General features: G+C 50.9%; 10 protein-coding genes. 2 read left to right on the top strand and 8 right to left on the bottom strand.

Annotated elements, in window-relative coordinates; translation table 11 throughout:
- Positions 1 to 206: 206 nt before the first annotated feature.
- From BFW38_RS12935 to BFW38_RS12900, 8 genes are all read right to left on the bottom strand, one after another.
- On the bottom strand, positions 207 to 2,087 hold the full coding sequence (locus tag BFW38_RS12935; RefSeq protein WP_068999285.1) for a methyl-accepting chemotaxis protein: 1,881 nt from the start codon (positions 2,085 to 2,087) through the stop codon (positions 207 to 209).
- A 459-nt stretch (positions 2,088 to 2,546) separates the two neighbouring features.
- A complete protein-coding gene (locus BFW38_RS12930) occupies positions 2,547 to 3,320 on the bottom strand; it encodes a 3-hydroxybutyrate dehydrogenase (RefSeq protein WP_218186422.1) in 774 nt (257 codons plus the stop codon).
- Between the two features lie 25 nt (positions 3,321 to 3,345).
- Positions 3,346 to 4,740 carry a TRAP transporter large permease gene (locus tag BFW38_RS12925; RefSeq protein ID WP_068999283.1) on the bottom strand — a complete coding sequence of 465 codons (1,395 nt, stop codon included), beginning with the start codon at positions 4,738 to 4,740 and terminating at the stop codon, positions 3,346 to 3,348.
- Complete coding sequence (locus tag BFW38_RS12920) at positions 4,730 to 5,371, bottom strand: TRAP transporter small permease subunit (RefSeq protein ID WP_068999282.1); 642 nt, start codon at positions 5,369 to 5,371, stop codon at positions 4,730 to 4,732. The genes BFW38_RS12925 and BFW38_RS12920 overlap by 11 nt, the downstream gene beginning before the upstream one ends.
- Position 5,372: 1 nt before the next feature.
- Entirely contained in the window at positions 5,373 to 6,416 is a 1,044-nt protein-coding gene (locus BFW38_RS12915; protein WP_068999281.1) for a TRAP transporter substrate-binding protein, read from the bottom strand.
- A 524-nt stretch (positions 6,417 to 6,940) separates the two neighbouring features.
- Positions 6,941 to 8,305 carry a sigma-54 interaction domain-containing protein gene (locus BFW38_RS12910; protein WP_068999280.1) on the bottom strand — a complete coding sequence of 455 codons (1,365 nt, stop codon included), beginning with the start codon at positions 8,303 to 8,305 and terminating at the stop codon, positions 6,941 to 6,943.
- A 124-nt stretch (positions 8,306 to 8,429) separates the two neighbouring features.
- A complete protein-coding gene (lpxL, locus tag BFW38_RS12905; protein WP_068999279.1) occupies positions 8,430 to 9,344 on the bottom strand; it encodes an LpxL/LpxP family Kdo(2)-lipid IV(A) lauroyl/palmitoleoyl acyltransferase in 915 nt (304 codons plus the stop codon).
- A 168-nt stretch (positions 9,345 to 9,512) separates the two neighbouring features.
- Positions 9,513 to 10,850, bottom strand: coding sequence for a TolC family outer membrane protein (locus BFW38_RS12900; protein ID WP_068999278.1), 1,338 nt, complete (start codon positions 10,848 to 10,850; stop codon positions 9,513 to 9,515).
- A 771-nt stretch (positions 10,851 to 11,621) separates the two neighbouring features.
- Between BFW38_RS12900 and BFW38_RS12895 the strand changes: the two genes are divergently transcribed.
- On the top strand, positions 11,622 to 12,695 hold the full coding sequence (locus tag BFW38_RS12895; protein ID WP_218186421.1) for an efflux RND transporter periplasmic adaptor subunit: 1,074 nt from the start codon (positions 11,622 to 11,624) through the stop codon (positions 12,693 to 12,695).
- Positions 12,696 to 12,708: 13 nt separating this feature from the next.
- Positions 12,709 to 15,774 (top strand): efflux RND transporter permease subunit, encoded by a 3,066-nt coding sequence (locus BFW38_RS12890; RefSeq protein WP_068999277.1) that lies wholly within the window; start codon positions 12,709 to 12,711, stop codon positions 15,772 to 15,774.
- Positions 15,775 to 15,794: the final 20 nt, after the last annotated feature.

Raw genomic sequence — 15,794 nt, 5'->3', positions numbered from 1 at the left:
GTTAGTGTTCGCTGAATCATGGGACAAGTCATTCAACGTGGCGGAAGTATTGTCAGAGATGTGCTTTGGCTCAACGTTGGTCATGAGCTGATATCAAAGCGCCCTGGAACTGAGTCCCAGGGCGCTTTGAGGGTGATGCGATCATAAAAGAGGCGAGTGGTTAGCGCCGCTCAGGCTGTCTGTCTCGCTGATCGAGTCTTACGCTATCACAACCGGAAGCGACTGACCCCTTCCGCCATCTCTTTCGCTTGCTGTTGCAATTGAATGGTGGCCGCGGCGAGTGATTGGCTGTGCTGGGTATTACGTTGGATCAGTTCGGCAACCCCATCACTTTGAACGGCCATGTCACTGGTCGTTTCAGCGACTTCTTGCATCGCCTGACGAACTTCCGCAATACGGCCAGATGTGTTTTCTGAGCTGCTCTCGATGCCTTTGATCGCGCCGAGAGCCTGATCGCCTAAGCCTCGCCCGTCATTGACGCGCTCCTGAGCCTGACGAACACCGCTGATGACGGATTGCGTATCTTGTTGGATGGCGGCGATACGTTCATTAATATCTTCAGCCGCTTTAACCGTTTGTTCAGCCAAAGAACGGACCTCATCTGCCACGACGGCAAAGCCTCGTCCATGTTCTCCGACGCGTGCCGCTTCAATCGCTGCATTCAGCGCCAGCAGATTGGTTTGCCCTGCAATTTCACTGATCAGATCCATGACACCATTGATTTCTTCAGAGCGTTTACCCAATAAATCAACATGCTGACTGACATCATCAACGATCGTGCCGATCGACTCCATTGCTTGGAGGGCTTGCGTAATGACGCGAGCGCCTTCTTCTGCAGCGGCATGGGAGTCTCCTGAATCTCGGTCTACTGCTTCGGTGGTGGTGGCAATTTCTTGGGCTGCGGCGCTGATTTGTTCGGTAGCACTGACCAGGGCATCACTCCGTTGACTCAATACTTGACCATCATCTTGTAGTGCTTCGGCGTGCTGTTCCAGTTGCTGACTGGTGTCTTGCAGGATCTTGTTATTGCTTTGTAGTGTCCCCACCAGCGTGGATAAGGAGTCAATCATGCGGTTGATGCCGCGTGCCAGCCTGGAGAATTCATCTTGGCTGCTATGCTCATCCAGGTGGTTTCGTAGATCTCCAGCAGCCACCTGCTCAAGCCCCGTCAGTAGTTCATGAGCGCGCGCTGTTAACATCCGCGCCAGAAATACAACGATTAAAGCGGCGACGATAGAGACGACAACTCCGATAATGATGGCGACCATTTTTTGTTGGCTGGCCGCTTGGTCGGCTTCCTGACGGGCTTTTTCCAGTTGAGTACCGGAAACCTCATCGGCCAGTTGAGAGAGCTTCGACATCACGACTGCTTCTTGTTGTTTCAAAGAATCGGTCGTGGAGGTGTCTTTATTTTTAAGATCGATGACTTGCTTAGCCACGGTACGATAACTTTCGAGTAATGAAAGGAATTGATCGTCAAAGCCGGTCATGACCAGTCGGTCAACCAGGTCTTGAATGGACTTAATCCACTGAGCCTGTAATTCTTTTGAGGGCGATAATAGAAAGGCTTTTTCCTTACTGCGTACTGTGTTGAAATCGTTAGCAATGGTTTTGAGAAAGCCGGCTTCATCAACAAACTTCTTGGCCGCTGACTCTAATTCACCGAGTTTTCCTGATTGGTAATCTAGGCCTAATTGAGTCCGTTGTTCCAGTTGGGTGTTCATCCCTTGGAAGTATTGCGTTCCCAATTGATTCAGTGTTTTGACTTGTTGGTTCGACTCGGAACCTAGTTGTGTGACCAGTGGTGCCAATGTTTCTTGATAGGTTTTCGGTAGATCGCCCAGTGTTTGATGTAGACGAGCCAGCTCTGAGGGTGTGGCTTTGTCGATATGCTTTTGGACATTCATTAACTCGTTCTGCAGCTTAAGCACTCGAATGGCGCTATGGCTCAAGGCATCTGCTTTAGCTGATGTCTCGGCTTGCTGGTTCAAGCTATGCAAACCACTTGCAGATAGAAGTGCCATACCAGCGATGACAAGTCCCAGTATGAGATAAAGGGATTGTTTCATGGACAAGTTCAGACGCATGTCGACCTCGAAAACGCTTATGTAATTAATAATTATTTAATTTGTCATACAGGATACAGGATACAGGAAATCTCTCTTCATCCTAACGATTGCTAGGGTACTTCAAAAAAGGAGTATTGTGATGATTTGTTTCCGTTGATTACGCATTGACGCTTATCTGCTAGTCATTTTTCGCTTGAAAGTCTGCGAAAAGTGGTGTTGATATCACGGCTTTAATGAGGGGCTGGCGATGAGATAAACCTGTGATTCAAGCACTCAGCTAGGGGCGGTTTGCCTGAAGACCGTGCTTGGAGGCGTTCTAATTCTGAATAAGATTTTGAATGGGCGTCAGGTCTAGCCAGGATGTGTTGATCAGATCTTAAGCCGTGTGACCGGCCACTGCAGTGACCGGTCGATCAGATCGAGATTAATGTAACGATAAGGTATTGTTGTACGTGAATAAGGTGGTTTTAAGGTGATTTATTGAGCCGTATAACCGCCATCCATGACAACGGCCTGCCCTGTCACTGAGCGGGCTTTATCACTGGCCAAGAAGAGGCAGTAATCAGCGATTTCTTGAGGGTCGAGTAATCGCCTTTGAGGGACCAGCGGGTAAATGACCTCTTCAAGCACTTTATCGAGTGCGACACCTCGGCTTTGCGCCAGGTCTTCCAGTTGTCCACGCACCAATGGCGTATCGACATAGCCCGGGCAGAGTGCATTGACGGTAATCCCTTCAGCGGCCCCCTCGAGTGCCGCAACCTTGGTGAGACCAATAACACCGTGTTTCGCACTGTTGTACCCCGCTTTACCTGAAAAGCCGATTAATCCATTAATTGAGGCCATATTGATGATGCGGCCACGGCCTTGCTTTTTCATGGTCGGAAACACGCGCTGAATAGCGAGAAATGGCGCGATCAGCATAATGTCGAGCAGTTTTCGATATTGCGATGAGGGAAAATCTTCAATGGCGGCCACATGTTGAATGCCTGCGTTATTGATCAGCACATCAAGACCGTTAAATTGATCGATCACCTGATCAATGGCTTGAGTAAAAGCGTGTTCGTCGGTGACATCACAGGCAATGCCGATTCGAGTTCCACTCGTCCCGCCCAGTGTTTCGAGGGCTTGATGCAGTGCTTCCTGCTTCAAGTCGATAATCGCAATGCGCGCGCCCTCAGCGGCAAAAGCTTTGGCAATTTCCAAGCCGATGCCACTGGCTGCACCCGTAATCAGTACGGAGGGTTGCGACATGATAATGCTCCTTTTATCCGATGAATTATGGCATCAGATCCGGCAACCATAGGGCTAAGGCTGGGAAAAGAATACACATGATTAGACCCGTCAGTTGCAGCAGGACGAAAGGCAGAATTGAGCGGTAAATGGTGCCAATACCAATCTGGCCTTCTGTGATGCCTTTAAGGTAAAACAAGGCATAGCCAAAGGGAGGGGTCAAAAAGCTGGTTTGTAGGTTGATCGCCACCAAGACGGCAAACCAGATCAAGAGTGCTTGTGACGACAGCCCCAGGCCAAAATCCAATTGTTCAACGATGGGAACCAGCAGCGGCAGGATGACGTAACTGATCTCAATCCACTCCAGGAAGAAGCCCAGAATAAAAATAAGGCCCATCAATAATAATAATAGACCATAAGGGCCGAGCCCCGTTCCTGTGACCAGTGATTCAATCAGATCATCGCCACCGAGTCGTTTAAAGACCACTGAAAAGCAGGTCGCCCCGATCACCACAAAAAGAATCATGGCACTGGTTTTCGAGGTGTCGTAGACCACTTCACGCAGTGTTGCCCACTGGCTGGCACGGTTCACCAGGGCGAGAATCCAGGCGCCTGCCGCTCCTATCGCTGCGGCTTCAGTGGGCGTCGCAATGCCGGTCATAATCGAACCCAGTACGGCGGTCATTAATACGGCAGGCCCCACTAAATCGCGCAATAACGCCAGAGGTAAAGGGGTATGATCGTCCTCAAACGTGAGGTCTAGGCCCTCAGCATTATCAGTCTCAGCCGTGCTGCTTGAAGTTTGTTGCGGTAAAGGCATCCATTCTGGCTTGAGCCAGCCCATGACCAATAGATAGCCGATATACAGAACGCCGAGCAGTAAACCGGGGACTAATGCGGCTTTAAAGAGTGCGCCGACAGAGACCTGTAATATCGAGCCCATCAGCACCAACATGATGGACGGTGGAATCAGAATGCCCAAGGTGCCTGATGCGGCAATGACACCACAGGCCATCTCTGGGCGATAACGTTGTTTGAGCATCACCGGTAGGGCTAGTAGCCCAAGCATCACGACCGAGGCGCCAATAATGCCTGTACTGGCGGCCATGATGACACCGAGTAAAGCGACGGAGATGGCTAGACCGCCATGAACCCGTCCAAACAGGCGCTGTAGCGTCATCAGCAAGCGTTTAGCAACGCCTGATTTTTCTAGCATTAGCCCCATAAAGACAAAGAGCGGAATGGCCATCAATAGCCAGTTCTCAATAATGCCGCCAAAAATACGTGAGCTGACGGTGCCGAGAAAGGGGAGGGGGATATCGCCGATAAAGGAAAACAGGATCCCTAGCCCGCCCAGTAAAAAGGCGACGGGATAGCCGGAAAAGATGCCCCCTAATAGTGCGACGACCATCAATATGGCCAGCCCGTACTCATCCCACATGGGCATTCTCCTCGGTTGAGTCTATTGATGTTGTCTCATCGATATGAACGCGGGGGTCAATCAAGCCAGCCAAGTGGTAGCAGGCTTGCCCAAAGGCTGCCAGCCCCAAAAAGCTGAGCCCAATGGGGAGCGCTGCTTTGATTAAATAGCGGTCGGTTAGGCCGCCATAATTGGATTGCTCCCCAGACATAAAGCTCATTTTGACCAAGGGAATGGAAAGCCAAGCAATCAGGAAACAAAAAGGCATGAGCAACAAAAGATGACCCATCAGATCAATCGCATGTCGTCCTCTGGGAGATAAACGTAGATATACAAGGTCGACGCGCACATGGGTATCTGAGTGCATCGCATAGGTGCCGCCCAGCAGAGTCAGAATGCCAAACAGGTGCCACTGCAGCTCCGTCATACTATTAATTGTGAAGGCCTGGCCGAAAATAGGGATGGATGTGTCCCAGCTGAATAGCTGATTAACTTCGAGTGCATTCATCGTCACCGTTCCTAGCACCGTGACCATCACCCCAATCACCAGCCAGCTAGAGACCTGACCCACTTTAACCCCGAGCTTGATCAAACGCTCACCCAAGGCCGCCAGTAAGGCGGCCGGGCGCGCTATTGGGCGCGAATCTGGCATATCAGGGCGTCTCCTGGAGCTTGTACCAATCATTCACCAATTGGGCATGCGCCATTAATGACTCATAGGCTTTTTTGAACAGTGGATGCTGTTGCATTTCTTCCTGGCGAACTTCAGCCCAGGTTTGTTTCAGCCCTTGTAGTACCGGGTCGGGGAAGCGACGAACCTCAACGCCTTGAGCTTTGAGCTCTTCCACAATTTTCATTTGGCGAGCAGAGGCTTCAGCCAACGCCCACTGCTGAGTCGCACGACACGCGACCTCGAATTGGGCTTTTTGCTGATCGCTATAAGCATTCCAGCGATCTTTATTAATCAGCAAGGAGAACCAGCTTGCGCTTTGGTGCCAGCCGGGGAAGTAATAGTATTTGGCAATTTCACTGAAGCCCATCGCCTGATCCACCTGAGGGATCGAAAACTCTGTGGCATCAATGCGGCCACGCTCAAGCGCTAGATAAATTTCATTACCTGGTATCAGCTGGGTTGAGGCGCCTAGCTTGTTGAGTACTTTAGCGCCAAGACCTGAGATCCGCATACGCAGGCCCTTGAAATCTTCCAAGGTATTAATTTCTTTGTTGTACCACCCCCCTGTTTCTTGGGGTGACAGTAAGCAAGGCAGCACTTTGATGTTGTAGGGATCATAAGCGCTTTGAATGATGTCGAGCCCCTCGCCTGCCCACATCCACGACATAAAGGCCTCAGGAGAGGGGCCAAAAGGGAGGGCGCCATAAAGGTTGGTCACCGGGACGGTACCGGCCCAATACCCCATCCAGTCCCAGCCTGCATCTACAGCACCGGTGGACACCGCATTAAAGACCTCAAATGGTGGAACGAGATCGCCGGGCTCATGAACCTTGAGTTTGATCTGGCCGGATGATGCGGTCTCCAGTGTTTCTGACAGATGTACGGCCCCAGCACCAAGAAAGTTTTGAGTGCCGAAAGTACTGGCAACGTCCAGTTTACGTGGACCGTCAGCCCAGCCGACAGCGCTGGTCGATAACAGTAAGGGCACCATAGCCCATGCGGTTTTTGTGAGATGACGTGACATAAAGGCTCCTGCTCATTGTTGTTTTTTGCTGTTGGTGTTCTATTTTTTTACGTTCAAATTGCTGGTTTTAAATACGTCCAAGTTGTTGGTTTTAAAGAAGGGTTCGGTTGTGCCCGCCTGACTGATATCACGATGTGTGCCGTGAACCGATTAGCACCAGTGTATTCAGTAAGTTAGCAATAGCTGAGATTGACGGTTACGTCAACGTAATGTTCGGATGGGGTGCGATATGCGCCTTTATTCCGGTAATCCGGAAGGATGGAGTGTGAAAATCCAGCCTTTGTTTTGAAGGCCTCGTTTTAAATTGGATTTCATGCTTTCCGAATTTTCGGATTATGTCCGGATTTTCGGAATTTTAGACGGTGGACATGAATGCAGGGGAGAACGGTAAATTCGGCGAGATAGAAGCGAAGCCGTCAGTATTTCAATAGGATAAAACTTGAGGAAGGCTGAGTTTAAGCAAGACCAAGTTTGAAAAGTGATCATCAACGGGCGGCGATAATCGCCCGTTACGACATTACCCGTTAAAGCTGATACTTGGCGAGTTTATCGTATAGCGTTGATTTGCCGATCCCCAGAAAATGGGCGGCTTCCATTCTGTTGTCATTACAGGCTGCCAGTGCTTCTTTTAGAATCTCGTATTCGGCGGCTGCTAGCCGCTCACGTAGAGTATGACCAGGCTGTTGTGCTGGCATCAAGGCATGTGTCAGTGTTTCTGGCAGCGACTGTAACGTAATCTTGTGACCATGACTGAGATAGAACGCGGCTTCCAGTGAGTTTTCCAGCTCTCGTACATTACCGGGCCAGTCATGTTCCAATAACCGTGTGAGTGCCTGTGCGGTTAACTTGGGTTTATGGCGCCCAGTGCGTCGAGCTAACCGCTCTAACAGATGATCGGCCAGGGCAGGGATATCCTCGCGACGCTCTCTTAACGCAGGTAGCTCAAGTTGGACCACTTTGATTCGGTAATATAGATCTTCACGAAACATGCCCGCTTTGACTTTGTCTTCAAGGGGTTGGTGCGTGGCCGCTATGACGCGAACGTCCACCGGTTTGAGCTGTGTGGCACCAATGGCTTCGACTTCCCGGTCTTGGAGGACGCGCAATAATTTGGCTTGCATGGCCAAAGGCATATCGCCAACTTCATCGAGAAATAGTGTGCCACCGTCGGCGAGCTGGAACTTTCCTGGTTTGCCCCCTTTGCGCGCACCGGTAAAAGCCCCTTCTTCATAACCAAAAAGCTCCGCTTCCAGCAGATTTTCTGGAATGGCCGCACAGTTAATTTTCACGAAACTATTGTGCGATCGGTCGCTCAGCAAATGAATGGCATGAGCGTAAAGCTCTTTTCCGGTGCCGGACTCTCCACGAATCAGGACGGCAGCATCGCCACTGGCAATTTTCTTGACCTTATCGTTGAGCTGACGCATGACCGCGCTATGGCCAATGATGTCAGAAAGATGAAAGCGGGCACCGCTTTGTTGATTGTCTAATGCTCGGCGATAGAAATCCAACTCTGACATGAGTGCGCGTACTTGAGTATTCATCATGCGCCACTCATGAGTATCGTGGAACAGTACGGTGCCAATGGCGCCGACCACTTGGCCTTGCTCCAGGATTGGGTAGCGGTTTGCGATCATATGACGCCCTTGAATTTCTTGTAGGCGTCCTTGTTCTGCGATGCCGCTTTTTAATACCAGGTGGAGCCGCGTATTCTCAATGATTTCGGTGACCGGGCGGCCATAGGACGTTTCGGGGGTGACGTCTAAAAATTGTCGGTAAGGACGATTTAAAAAGACGACCTGAGCGTGCTGGTCGACGACGACAACCCATTCCTCAACCGCATCCAGTGCGGCACTGACCCAGTCGCGATTGGTTTCGGTTGTCGGCATGACCTGCTCCTGAGCATCAGCTCACAAATCGATGATTGAAGTGTTGATTATTACATCATGTTGTGAACACATCATGCTAAAAGTGGCGGCGGGCGATGTTAAGCCTACTGATTGCCGCCGAATCTCAATAAACGCTGGCCTCTCCTTCCGGGCGTGTTTTGAAACGTCGATGCATCCACATGTACTGAGCGGGCGCTTGCTCAATCATGAGCTCCAGCGCGGCGTTGACCCGCCTGGCATCGGCGATTTCATCGCCACTGGGGAAGTCGCTTAGAGGGGGATAAAATTCGATTTCATAATGTTCATTATCTGGCTTGCGATGCACTCGCAGTGGAATACAAGCGGTGCCGGTCATTTTGGCAATGCGCGCGGTCATTTTAATGCTAGCCGCTGACTGCCCAAAAAATGGCGCAAAGACACTGACCTTACGCCCATAGTCTTGGTCGGGGGCATACCACACCAGCTTGTTCTGTTTTAATCGGGTCAGCACTCGGCGCAGATTGTTTTTGTCCAAGGCCTCCTCTAATGAACGGGCGCGGCCTTTCATCATGAAATCATTGAACAATGGATTGTCATGCGGGCGGTAGGTGCTATCAACGGTGCGCTCTAGATTGACCAGTGCCGCACTCAAATCCAGTACGGCATAATGAGCGCCCATCAATAACGCACCACGGCCTTCTTGTAGCGCTTTATCGACATGTTCCAGACCTTTAAATGTGGTCTTGGTACGTAGAAACTGAATATCCCGGCACCAGGCGACAGCCGTTTCCGGGAGTGAAATTCCATTTTGGATAAAGCTCTCATAAGCGAGTTCTTGTTGCGCTTTTGATGAGAGATCCGGGAATGCTAGACGAATATTCGTTTCGGTGATATGTCGGCGACGTTTAGCCAAGTGCCAAGCGAGCCAACCCAGGGCACGACCAAGACGAGTTCGCCAAGGTGTCGGTAGCCAGGCCATGATATGCATCGCACCAATAGTGAACCAGGTTGGCCAATAGCGGGGGTGGGCATAAGATTTGGGATAGCGAGTTTTAGCCATGAGCTGCGTTATATCTTTTTCCAGGCGCCGCGATCAGTTGAATAAGAAACCCCACGCTTGAAGCCAGTATCCACTGCATTCGATTGGTCTCAATCGGGCTGTGGATACTGACGATAAGCGCGGGGATCGCGAGTAGTGTTCGTGGTCAAGTCAGGGGTTAAGCTGACATTAGCGATCGGATGATAGCGCTTCTTGCGGTGCGGGTGAATCCGATAACCACTGGTTGAGTGCTTCGATATCTTGCTCTGTGAGGCTCCCAGCGGCACGCTTCAGGTTGAGCTGGTCAATGATGAAGTCGTAACGCGCATCGTCATAATCTCGTTGTGCGGCGTACAGGTTGCGCTCTGCATTCAGTACATCGACGACATTACGGGTACCGACCTCATAGCCTGCGCGAGTGGCATCCAAGGCGCTTTGACTGGATTTGATCGTTAAACGTTGAGCCTCGACGGTTTGGATGTCGGTGTTGACTTGGGTATAGGTGCTGCGCACATTTTGCAGTACGTTGCGGCGAGCCTGTTCCAGTGACACCTGAGCTTCTTCCAGTGCAAAGCTGCCCTCGCGGATAGCGGCGCTGGTGGTGCCCCCAGAATAAATTTCCAGGCTGGCCTTCACGCCTACGGTGGTTGTGTTTTGCTCGATTGTGCCAGTGCCATTGGGCGAGTCAGAGTTACGGTCGTGCTGCGCCACTAATGATAATGTCGGGTAGTGGCCTGCTTTTTTGGCTTTCAGGCTGCTTTGAGCCACGTTGACATTATCTCGGGCGGTATCCAAGCTGAGGTTGTTGCTGAGCGCCATACGTTCCCAGACGGTCCTATCCTGCGGGGCTGGATGCTGAATAGGGAAGTCACGTTGCAGCACTTCGAGGTTTTCATAGTTTTTGTCGGTCAGCTGTTCTAGTGCTTCATAGCTGACGACAAGTTGGCCTTCTGCTGCAATTCGAGAAGCTCGGGCACTGTCATAAGCGGCCTGGGCTTCATACACGCCTGTAATGGCAACAAGGCCGACCTCGTGCTGTTCTTTGACCTGATCCAGTTGGCGTTTGATCGCCGCTTCTTCTGCTTGGGCCGTTGTCAGGCTATCTTCAGCACGCAGTACGGTGAAGTAAGCTTGGGACGTGCGCAGCAATAAATTCTGTTCAGTATCGCGATACTGAGAGACGGCGGCTTTCAAGCGATCATCAGCCGCTTGACGATTGTTCCAGACACTGCCATCAAACAGAATTTGTTGGGCCTGAAGGTTCAGGTTGAGGTTCTCATAATCCATGTCGTTACCGTCGGCATCGACATCATTATGACTGTAAGTGCCGGAAGCCGAAATTTGTGGTAGCAAATTACCGCTAGCCTGATCGGCTTGGCTACGCACCTGTTCTAACTGTGCTTTGGCAATGGCCAGTTGAGTATCTTGAGTGACCGCATCACGGTAGATATCCATTAGGTCTGTAGCGTGGGCGACCGGGGTGATCAGTAACGCCAGGGCACTGGCTAATAGGGTTTTACGTCGCATGAATGTAGACGTCCTCTGCGCTTGAGCGTTCGTCAAGATGATTCAGGTCAGTCCTGGACTGGGCATGGGTCAGCAATACTGCAGTGATCATTGTTGCAATGGACATGATGGCTTCCCTTGCTGGTGTTTATAAGCAGGTGGCTTGTAAACGGGATACCTAATAAGAGATTGCACCACAGTACATCGCGGTGATATGACCGCTGATATGATGACCATATGCTTCATTGTACGGGATTTGCGGTGAACATGGTGTGACGCCAGACCATGCGCAGATCCGGGCATTGACACGGCCTTCAATCAAGGAATTGAACCTGATTAGACTGGTCAGTCTACATGGGGTAGGATGATGCGTCCAGCACTTTGTCGTCACTATCGATAGGCAGGCAACTATTTTTTGTGCCCGTTTCTGCCCGTCATATTGGTTAGGATGAGACTAAGTTCAGGGAAAGACGTTCTGCCGAACGTTAAGCGCCATTGGACGCCGTATCGCCTGCTTATGATGTTCAAGCTTGGATGAGTTTCACTATAGGTGAGCTTTATTAGGGATGAGCTTTATTAGGGATGAGTCATCAGAGTTAAAAATAAACCCTATATAAAAGTCCTATATAAAGGGTAAACCGATCGATATCAGGTTGTTCAGCTTCGATGAGGGCTGATTACCCTGCGAGCGATACGACAAAAAGACGCAAAACAGCCGAATGATAGTGCCGAATTCACGCTATCGTAGCGGTCATGTGAGTTCTCCAGATAACGCAGAGGAACGCCCCTTTTATGTTACGCCCAGTTCAAAATTTCTGCTTGCCGCGCGCCATGCTGCGAGTATTGGCTGTGTCACTTATGATGGCCGCCACTTCGTCCTCCCTCTACGCGGCACAAGAATCGCAGGGACTCCCCGTAGAAGCTCAGGTAGTGAAACCTCAAAGGATTGAGCGGCAGTTTGAAGCGGTGGGCTCTTTGACACCGAATGAAAGTGTCGTGGTCAGCCCTGAGGTGGCGGGTCGAGTCAGTGAAATCCACTTCGATGAAGGCCAGGCGGTCTCTGCCGGTGATGTGCTGTTTTCTTTAGATAGCTCCATTGAGCGGGCTCAGCTGAAACAAGCTGAAGCCAGTCGTGAACTCAGTCAATTGGAATACCGTCGTGCCAATGAGCTGCTGCGTAAAAATGTAGGCAGCGCCAATGATCGTGATGCGGCTTTGGCTAAATTGCGCACCGATGAGGCTGAAGTTGAGCTGGCGCGTGAGCGTATCAATAAAATGTCTTTAGTGGCGCCTTTCGATGGCGTGATGGGGTTGCGACAGGTCAGTCTTGGGCAGTACGTGTCCCCTGGCGAGTCTTTGGCGCCGCTGGTGTCTGTGAATCCCATTAAGCTTGAATTTCAGGTGCCTGAAATTTACGTCAGTGATCTCCAGCGTGATCAGTCGGTGGCGATTACGCTCGATGCTTTGCCGGGTCAGCGTTTTACCGGGCAAGTCTATGCCTTATCCCCTGCGATCGATGATAACAGCCGTAATTTCACGGTAAGAGCGCGGTTGAATAACGATGAAGGGCAATTGAAACCGGGACTTTTTGCTCGGGTGACCGTTACGCTGGAGACGATTCCCGATGCGTTGATGGTGTCGGAAGATGCGTTGGTGCCTGAAGGACATCAGCAGCTGATCTACAAACTGGTCGATGGCAAGGTTGAGATTACGCCTGTGGCAATAGGACTGCGTCGCTCGGGTCAGGTGCGTATTGTGAAAGGCTTGGCGCCAGGCGATATCATCGTGACCGCAGGACAAATGAAGCTGCAGCCTGGTGCCGCAGCGGTGCCTATTAATTTGCCGGCACCCGCTGACTCACAGTAAGGAGCGCTTCAATATGGTGTTATCTGAACTGTCGATCAAGCGCCCTGTGCTGGCTACGGTCATGAGCTTGTTGATCCTGTTAGTCGGGATCATTGCTTATGACAGGCTATCGGTGCGCGAATACCCGAATATCGATGTGCCAACGGTTTCTGTTGAAACGACTTATGACGGTGCCAATGCCAGTATCATTGAGTCTCAGGTGACCAATGTGCTGGAGGATTCTCTTTCTGGTATTGAAGGCATTGATTTTATGACCTCTTCCTCACGAAAAGGAGAGAGTCAAATCACGATTAATTTTAAGCTAGATCGTGATGCCGATACCGCCGCCTCTGATGTGCGAGACCGTGTTGGCCGGGTTCGCGGCCAGTTGCCGGATGATATTGATGAGCCGGTGGTCGCTAAAGTTGAGGCGAATGCTCAGCCCATCATGTATTTGGCATTTTCCAGCCCCAATCATACACCGCTTGAAATGACGGACTATGCCGATCGACTGGTGAAAGATCGATTGCAAACCGTCGAAGGGGTCGCTGAAGTCCGTATTTTTGGTGAGCGGCGTTATGCGATGCGGATTTGGTTGGATAAGGCACGCATGGCAGCTTATGGCGTCACCGTGACCGATGTTGCCAATGCATTACGCAGCCAAAATTTGGAAGTGCCTTCGGGTACGGTGAAGTCGTCAGACCGTGAGTTCACGGTGCTATCGCAGACCGATCTGAAACAACCTGAAGAGTTTGAGCGTATTATTCTTCGTCACGATAACGGCTATCTGGTGCGTTTGTCGGATGTCGCTCGAGTCCGGATTGGGGCTGAAAGGGATCGCGGTACGGTGCGCTTTAATGGCAAGACCGCAGTTGCGCTTGGGGTGGTCAAACAATCCGTCGCCAACCCTCTAGAAGTCTCAGAGGGTGTGCGGGAGATGATTCCTGAGATTGAAGGCATCTTGCCCGAAGGTATGAAGGTCAATGTGGCCTATGACTCTTCTATCTTTATCGATCGCTCGATCGAGGCGGTTTACCACACGGTATTTGAAGCCGTTATTCTGGTCATCCTGGTTATTTTCCTGTTCTTACGTTCATTAAGAGCCACCCTGGTGCCTTTGGTGACGATTCCGGTGTCGTTAGTGGGGGCCTTCATCTTCATGTACGCGCTGGGCTATTCCGTCAATACCTTGACTTTATTGGCCATGGTCATGGCCATCGGTCTGGTGGTCGATGATGCGATCGTGATGCTGGAGAACATTTACCGGCATATCGAAGAGGGCATGAGCCCGATTCAGGCGGCTTTTAAAGGGTCTAAAGAAATTGGTTTTGCCGTCATCGCCATGACGATCACGTTGGCTGCGGTATTCACGCCGATTGCGTTTACCGAAGGGCGAACCGGTAAGTTGTTTGCGGAGTTTGCGTTGACGCTTGCCAGTGCAGTGATTGTGTCCGGTTTTGTGGCGTTGACGCTGTCGCCCATGATGTGCTCTCGCTTATTGAAACATGAGCAACATGGGCGCTTCTATTTATGGGGTGAGAAGGTTCTTGATGGGTTGAGTAATCTCTATCGTCGCAGCCTGAAAGCCACACTGAAAGTGCGCCCGTTAATGTTGTTGTTGGGGGTGGGCTGTCTGGCCGGGATGGCATACTCCTTCACACACTTGAACTCTGAACTGTCGCCCACTGAAGACCGGGGGACCATTATCGGTTTTGGGATTGGGCCAGAAGGCGCAACGACTGAGTTTCTTGATCCTTACAGTCGACAGCTTGAAGGCATGTTTGCCAAGGTGCCGGAAGTTGAGCGTTATTTCGTCATTACCGGTTTGTTCCCATCAGAAAATAATGTAATTGCGTTTGCCGGACTCAAAGATTGGGAGGTGCGAGCGCGTTCTTCTCAAGCGATCGCAGGTGAGTTGTCAGGGCCTATGTATGCCGGTATTCCCGGTATTATGTCATTCCCTGTGTTACCCGCTTCTTTGGGACAAAGCCCTGTGGCCCGACCGGTTGAGCTTGTGGTGCAGTCGACCGGCGAGTTCGCAGATCTTGAGCGGCTGATGAATGCCGTTATGGGTAAGGTCTATGCCAGTGGGAAATTGATTCGTCCGGATATGGATCTGAAGCTCAATAAGCCTCAGCTGGAGATTGATGTTAACCGTGATAAGGCCGCGACGGTGGGGATTCAGGTGTCCGATATCACCAGCACCCTGGAAACCCTCTTAGGGGGTAAAACGGTGACGCGTTATCGCGAAGGTAATGAGCAGTATGATGTCATCGTCAAGGTTGAGGATGCCGAACGGACAACGCCTAATGCGTTGAACTCAATTTATGTGCGCAACAGCCAAGGGCAAATGATTCAGTTGTCGAACTTGGTGACGATTAAAGAAACTGTCGCACCTAAAGAGCTGAATCACTTTAATAAACTGCGTGCTGCAACCATTGAGGCCAGTTTGGCGCCAGGTATGACTCAAGGTGAAGCCTTGACCTGGTTACGCGAGACCATCGAACAGACTGCTCAAGAGATGGGGATTCAAGGGGTTCAGTTTGATTATGCCGGTCAGGCGCGGGAGTTCATTCAATCGGGCAATACGCTCATGGTCACTTTCGTTTTGGCGCTTGGATTTATCTATTTGGTGTTGGCTGCGCAGTTCGAGAGCTTCCGTTCCCCCATGGTGATTATGTTAACGGTGCCTTTGGCTATTCTGGGCGCGGTTTTAACCATGTTGGCCACCGGCGGGAGTCTTAACGTTTATAGTCAGATTGGTTTGATCACACTGATCGGTCTGATTACCAAGCATGGGATTTTGATGACTGAATTCGCTAATCAACTCCGCGAGAAAGGTCAGGATAAATTTGAATCTATTGTTGAAGGGTCGGTGCTGCGGTTACGCCCGATTCTAATGACGACGGGTGCCATGGTGTTGGGTAATGTGCCGCTAGCATTAGCGACCGGTGCAGGGGCCGAAAGTCGTCAGGCGATTGGTTGGGTGATCGTCGGGGGGCTGACCTTTGGCACACTGTTGACGTTGTATGTCGTACCTACGATCTACACTTATATTGTGAATAAGATTCCTCATCAGGTTGAGCCGGATTATGAGTAATCGAGAACTTTGTCTTGTGA

The organism is Terasakiispira papahanaumokuakeensis (assembly GCF_001709345.1).
In the GTDB taxonomy this organism is placed as follows: Bacteria; Pseudomonadota; Gammaproteobacteria; order Pseudomonadales; family Halomonadaceae; genus Terasakiispira; species Terasakiispira papahanaumokuakeensis.
This window is presented reverse-complemented; position numbering and strand designations above follow the sequence as displayed.

Bases quoted from the DNA above. Each gene is read 5' to 3' on its own strand.
- BFW38_RS12935 (WP_068999285.1), bottom strand. From the start codon at position 2,087: ATGCGTCTGAACTTGTCCATGAAACAATCCCTTTATCTCATACTGGGA.
- BFW38_RS12895 (WP_218186421.1), top strand. From the start codon at position 11,622: ATGTTACGCCCAGTTCAAAATTTCTGCTTGCCGCGCGCCATGCTGCGA.
- BFW38_RS12910 (WP_068999280.1), bottom strand. From the start codon at position 8,305: ATGCCGACAACCGAAACCAATCGCGACTGGGTCAGTGCCGCACTGGAT.
- BFW38_RS12915 (WP_068999281.1), bottom strand. From the start codon at position 6,416: ATGTCACGTCATCTCACAAAAACCGCATGGGCTATGGTGCCCTTACTG.
- BFW38_RS12900 (WP_068999278.1), bottom strand. From the start codon at position 10,850: ATGCGACGTAAAACCCTATTAGCCAGTGCCCTGGCGTTACTGATCACC.
- BFW38_RS12890 (WP_068999277.1), top strand. From the start codon at position 12,709: ATGGTGTTATCTGAACTGTCGATCAAGCGCCCTGTGCTGGCTACGGTC.
- lpxL (WP_068999279.1), bottom strand. From the start codon at position 9,344: ATGGCTAAAACTCGCTATCCCAAATCTTATGCCCACCCCCGCTATTGG.
- BFW38_RS12920 (WP_068999282.1), bottom strand. From the start codon at position 5,371: ATGCCAGATTCGCGCCCAATAGCGCGCCCGGCCGCCTTACTGGCGGCC.
- BFW38_RS12930 (WP_218186422.1), bottom strand. From the start codon at position 3,320: ATGTCGCAACCCTCCGTACTGATTACGGGTGCAGCCAGTGGCATCGGC.
- BFW38_RS12925 (WP_068999283.1), bottom strand. From the start codon at position 4,740: ATGTGGGATGAGTACGGGCTGGCCATATTGATGGTCGTCGCACTATTA.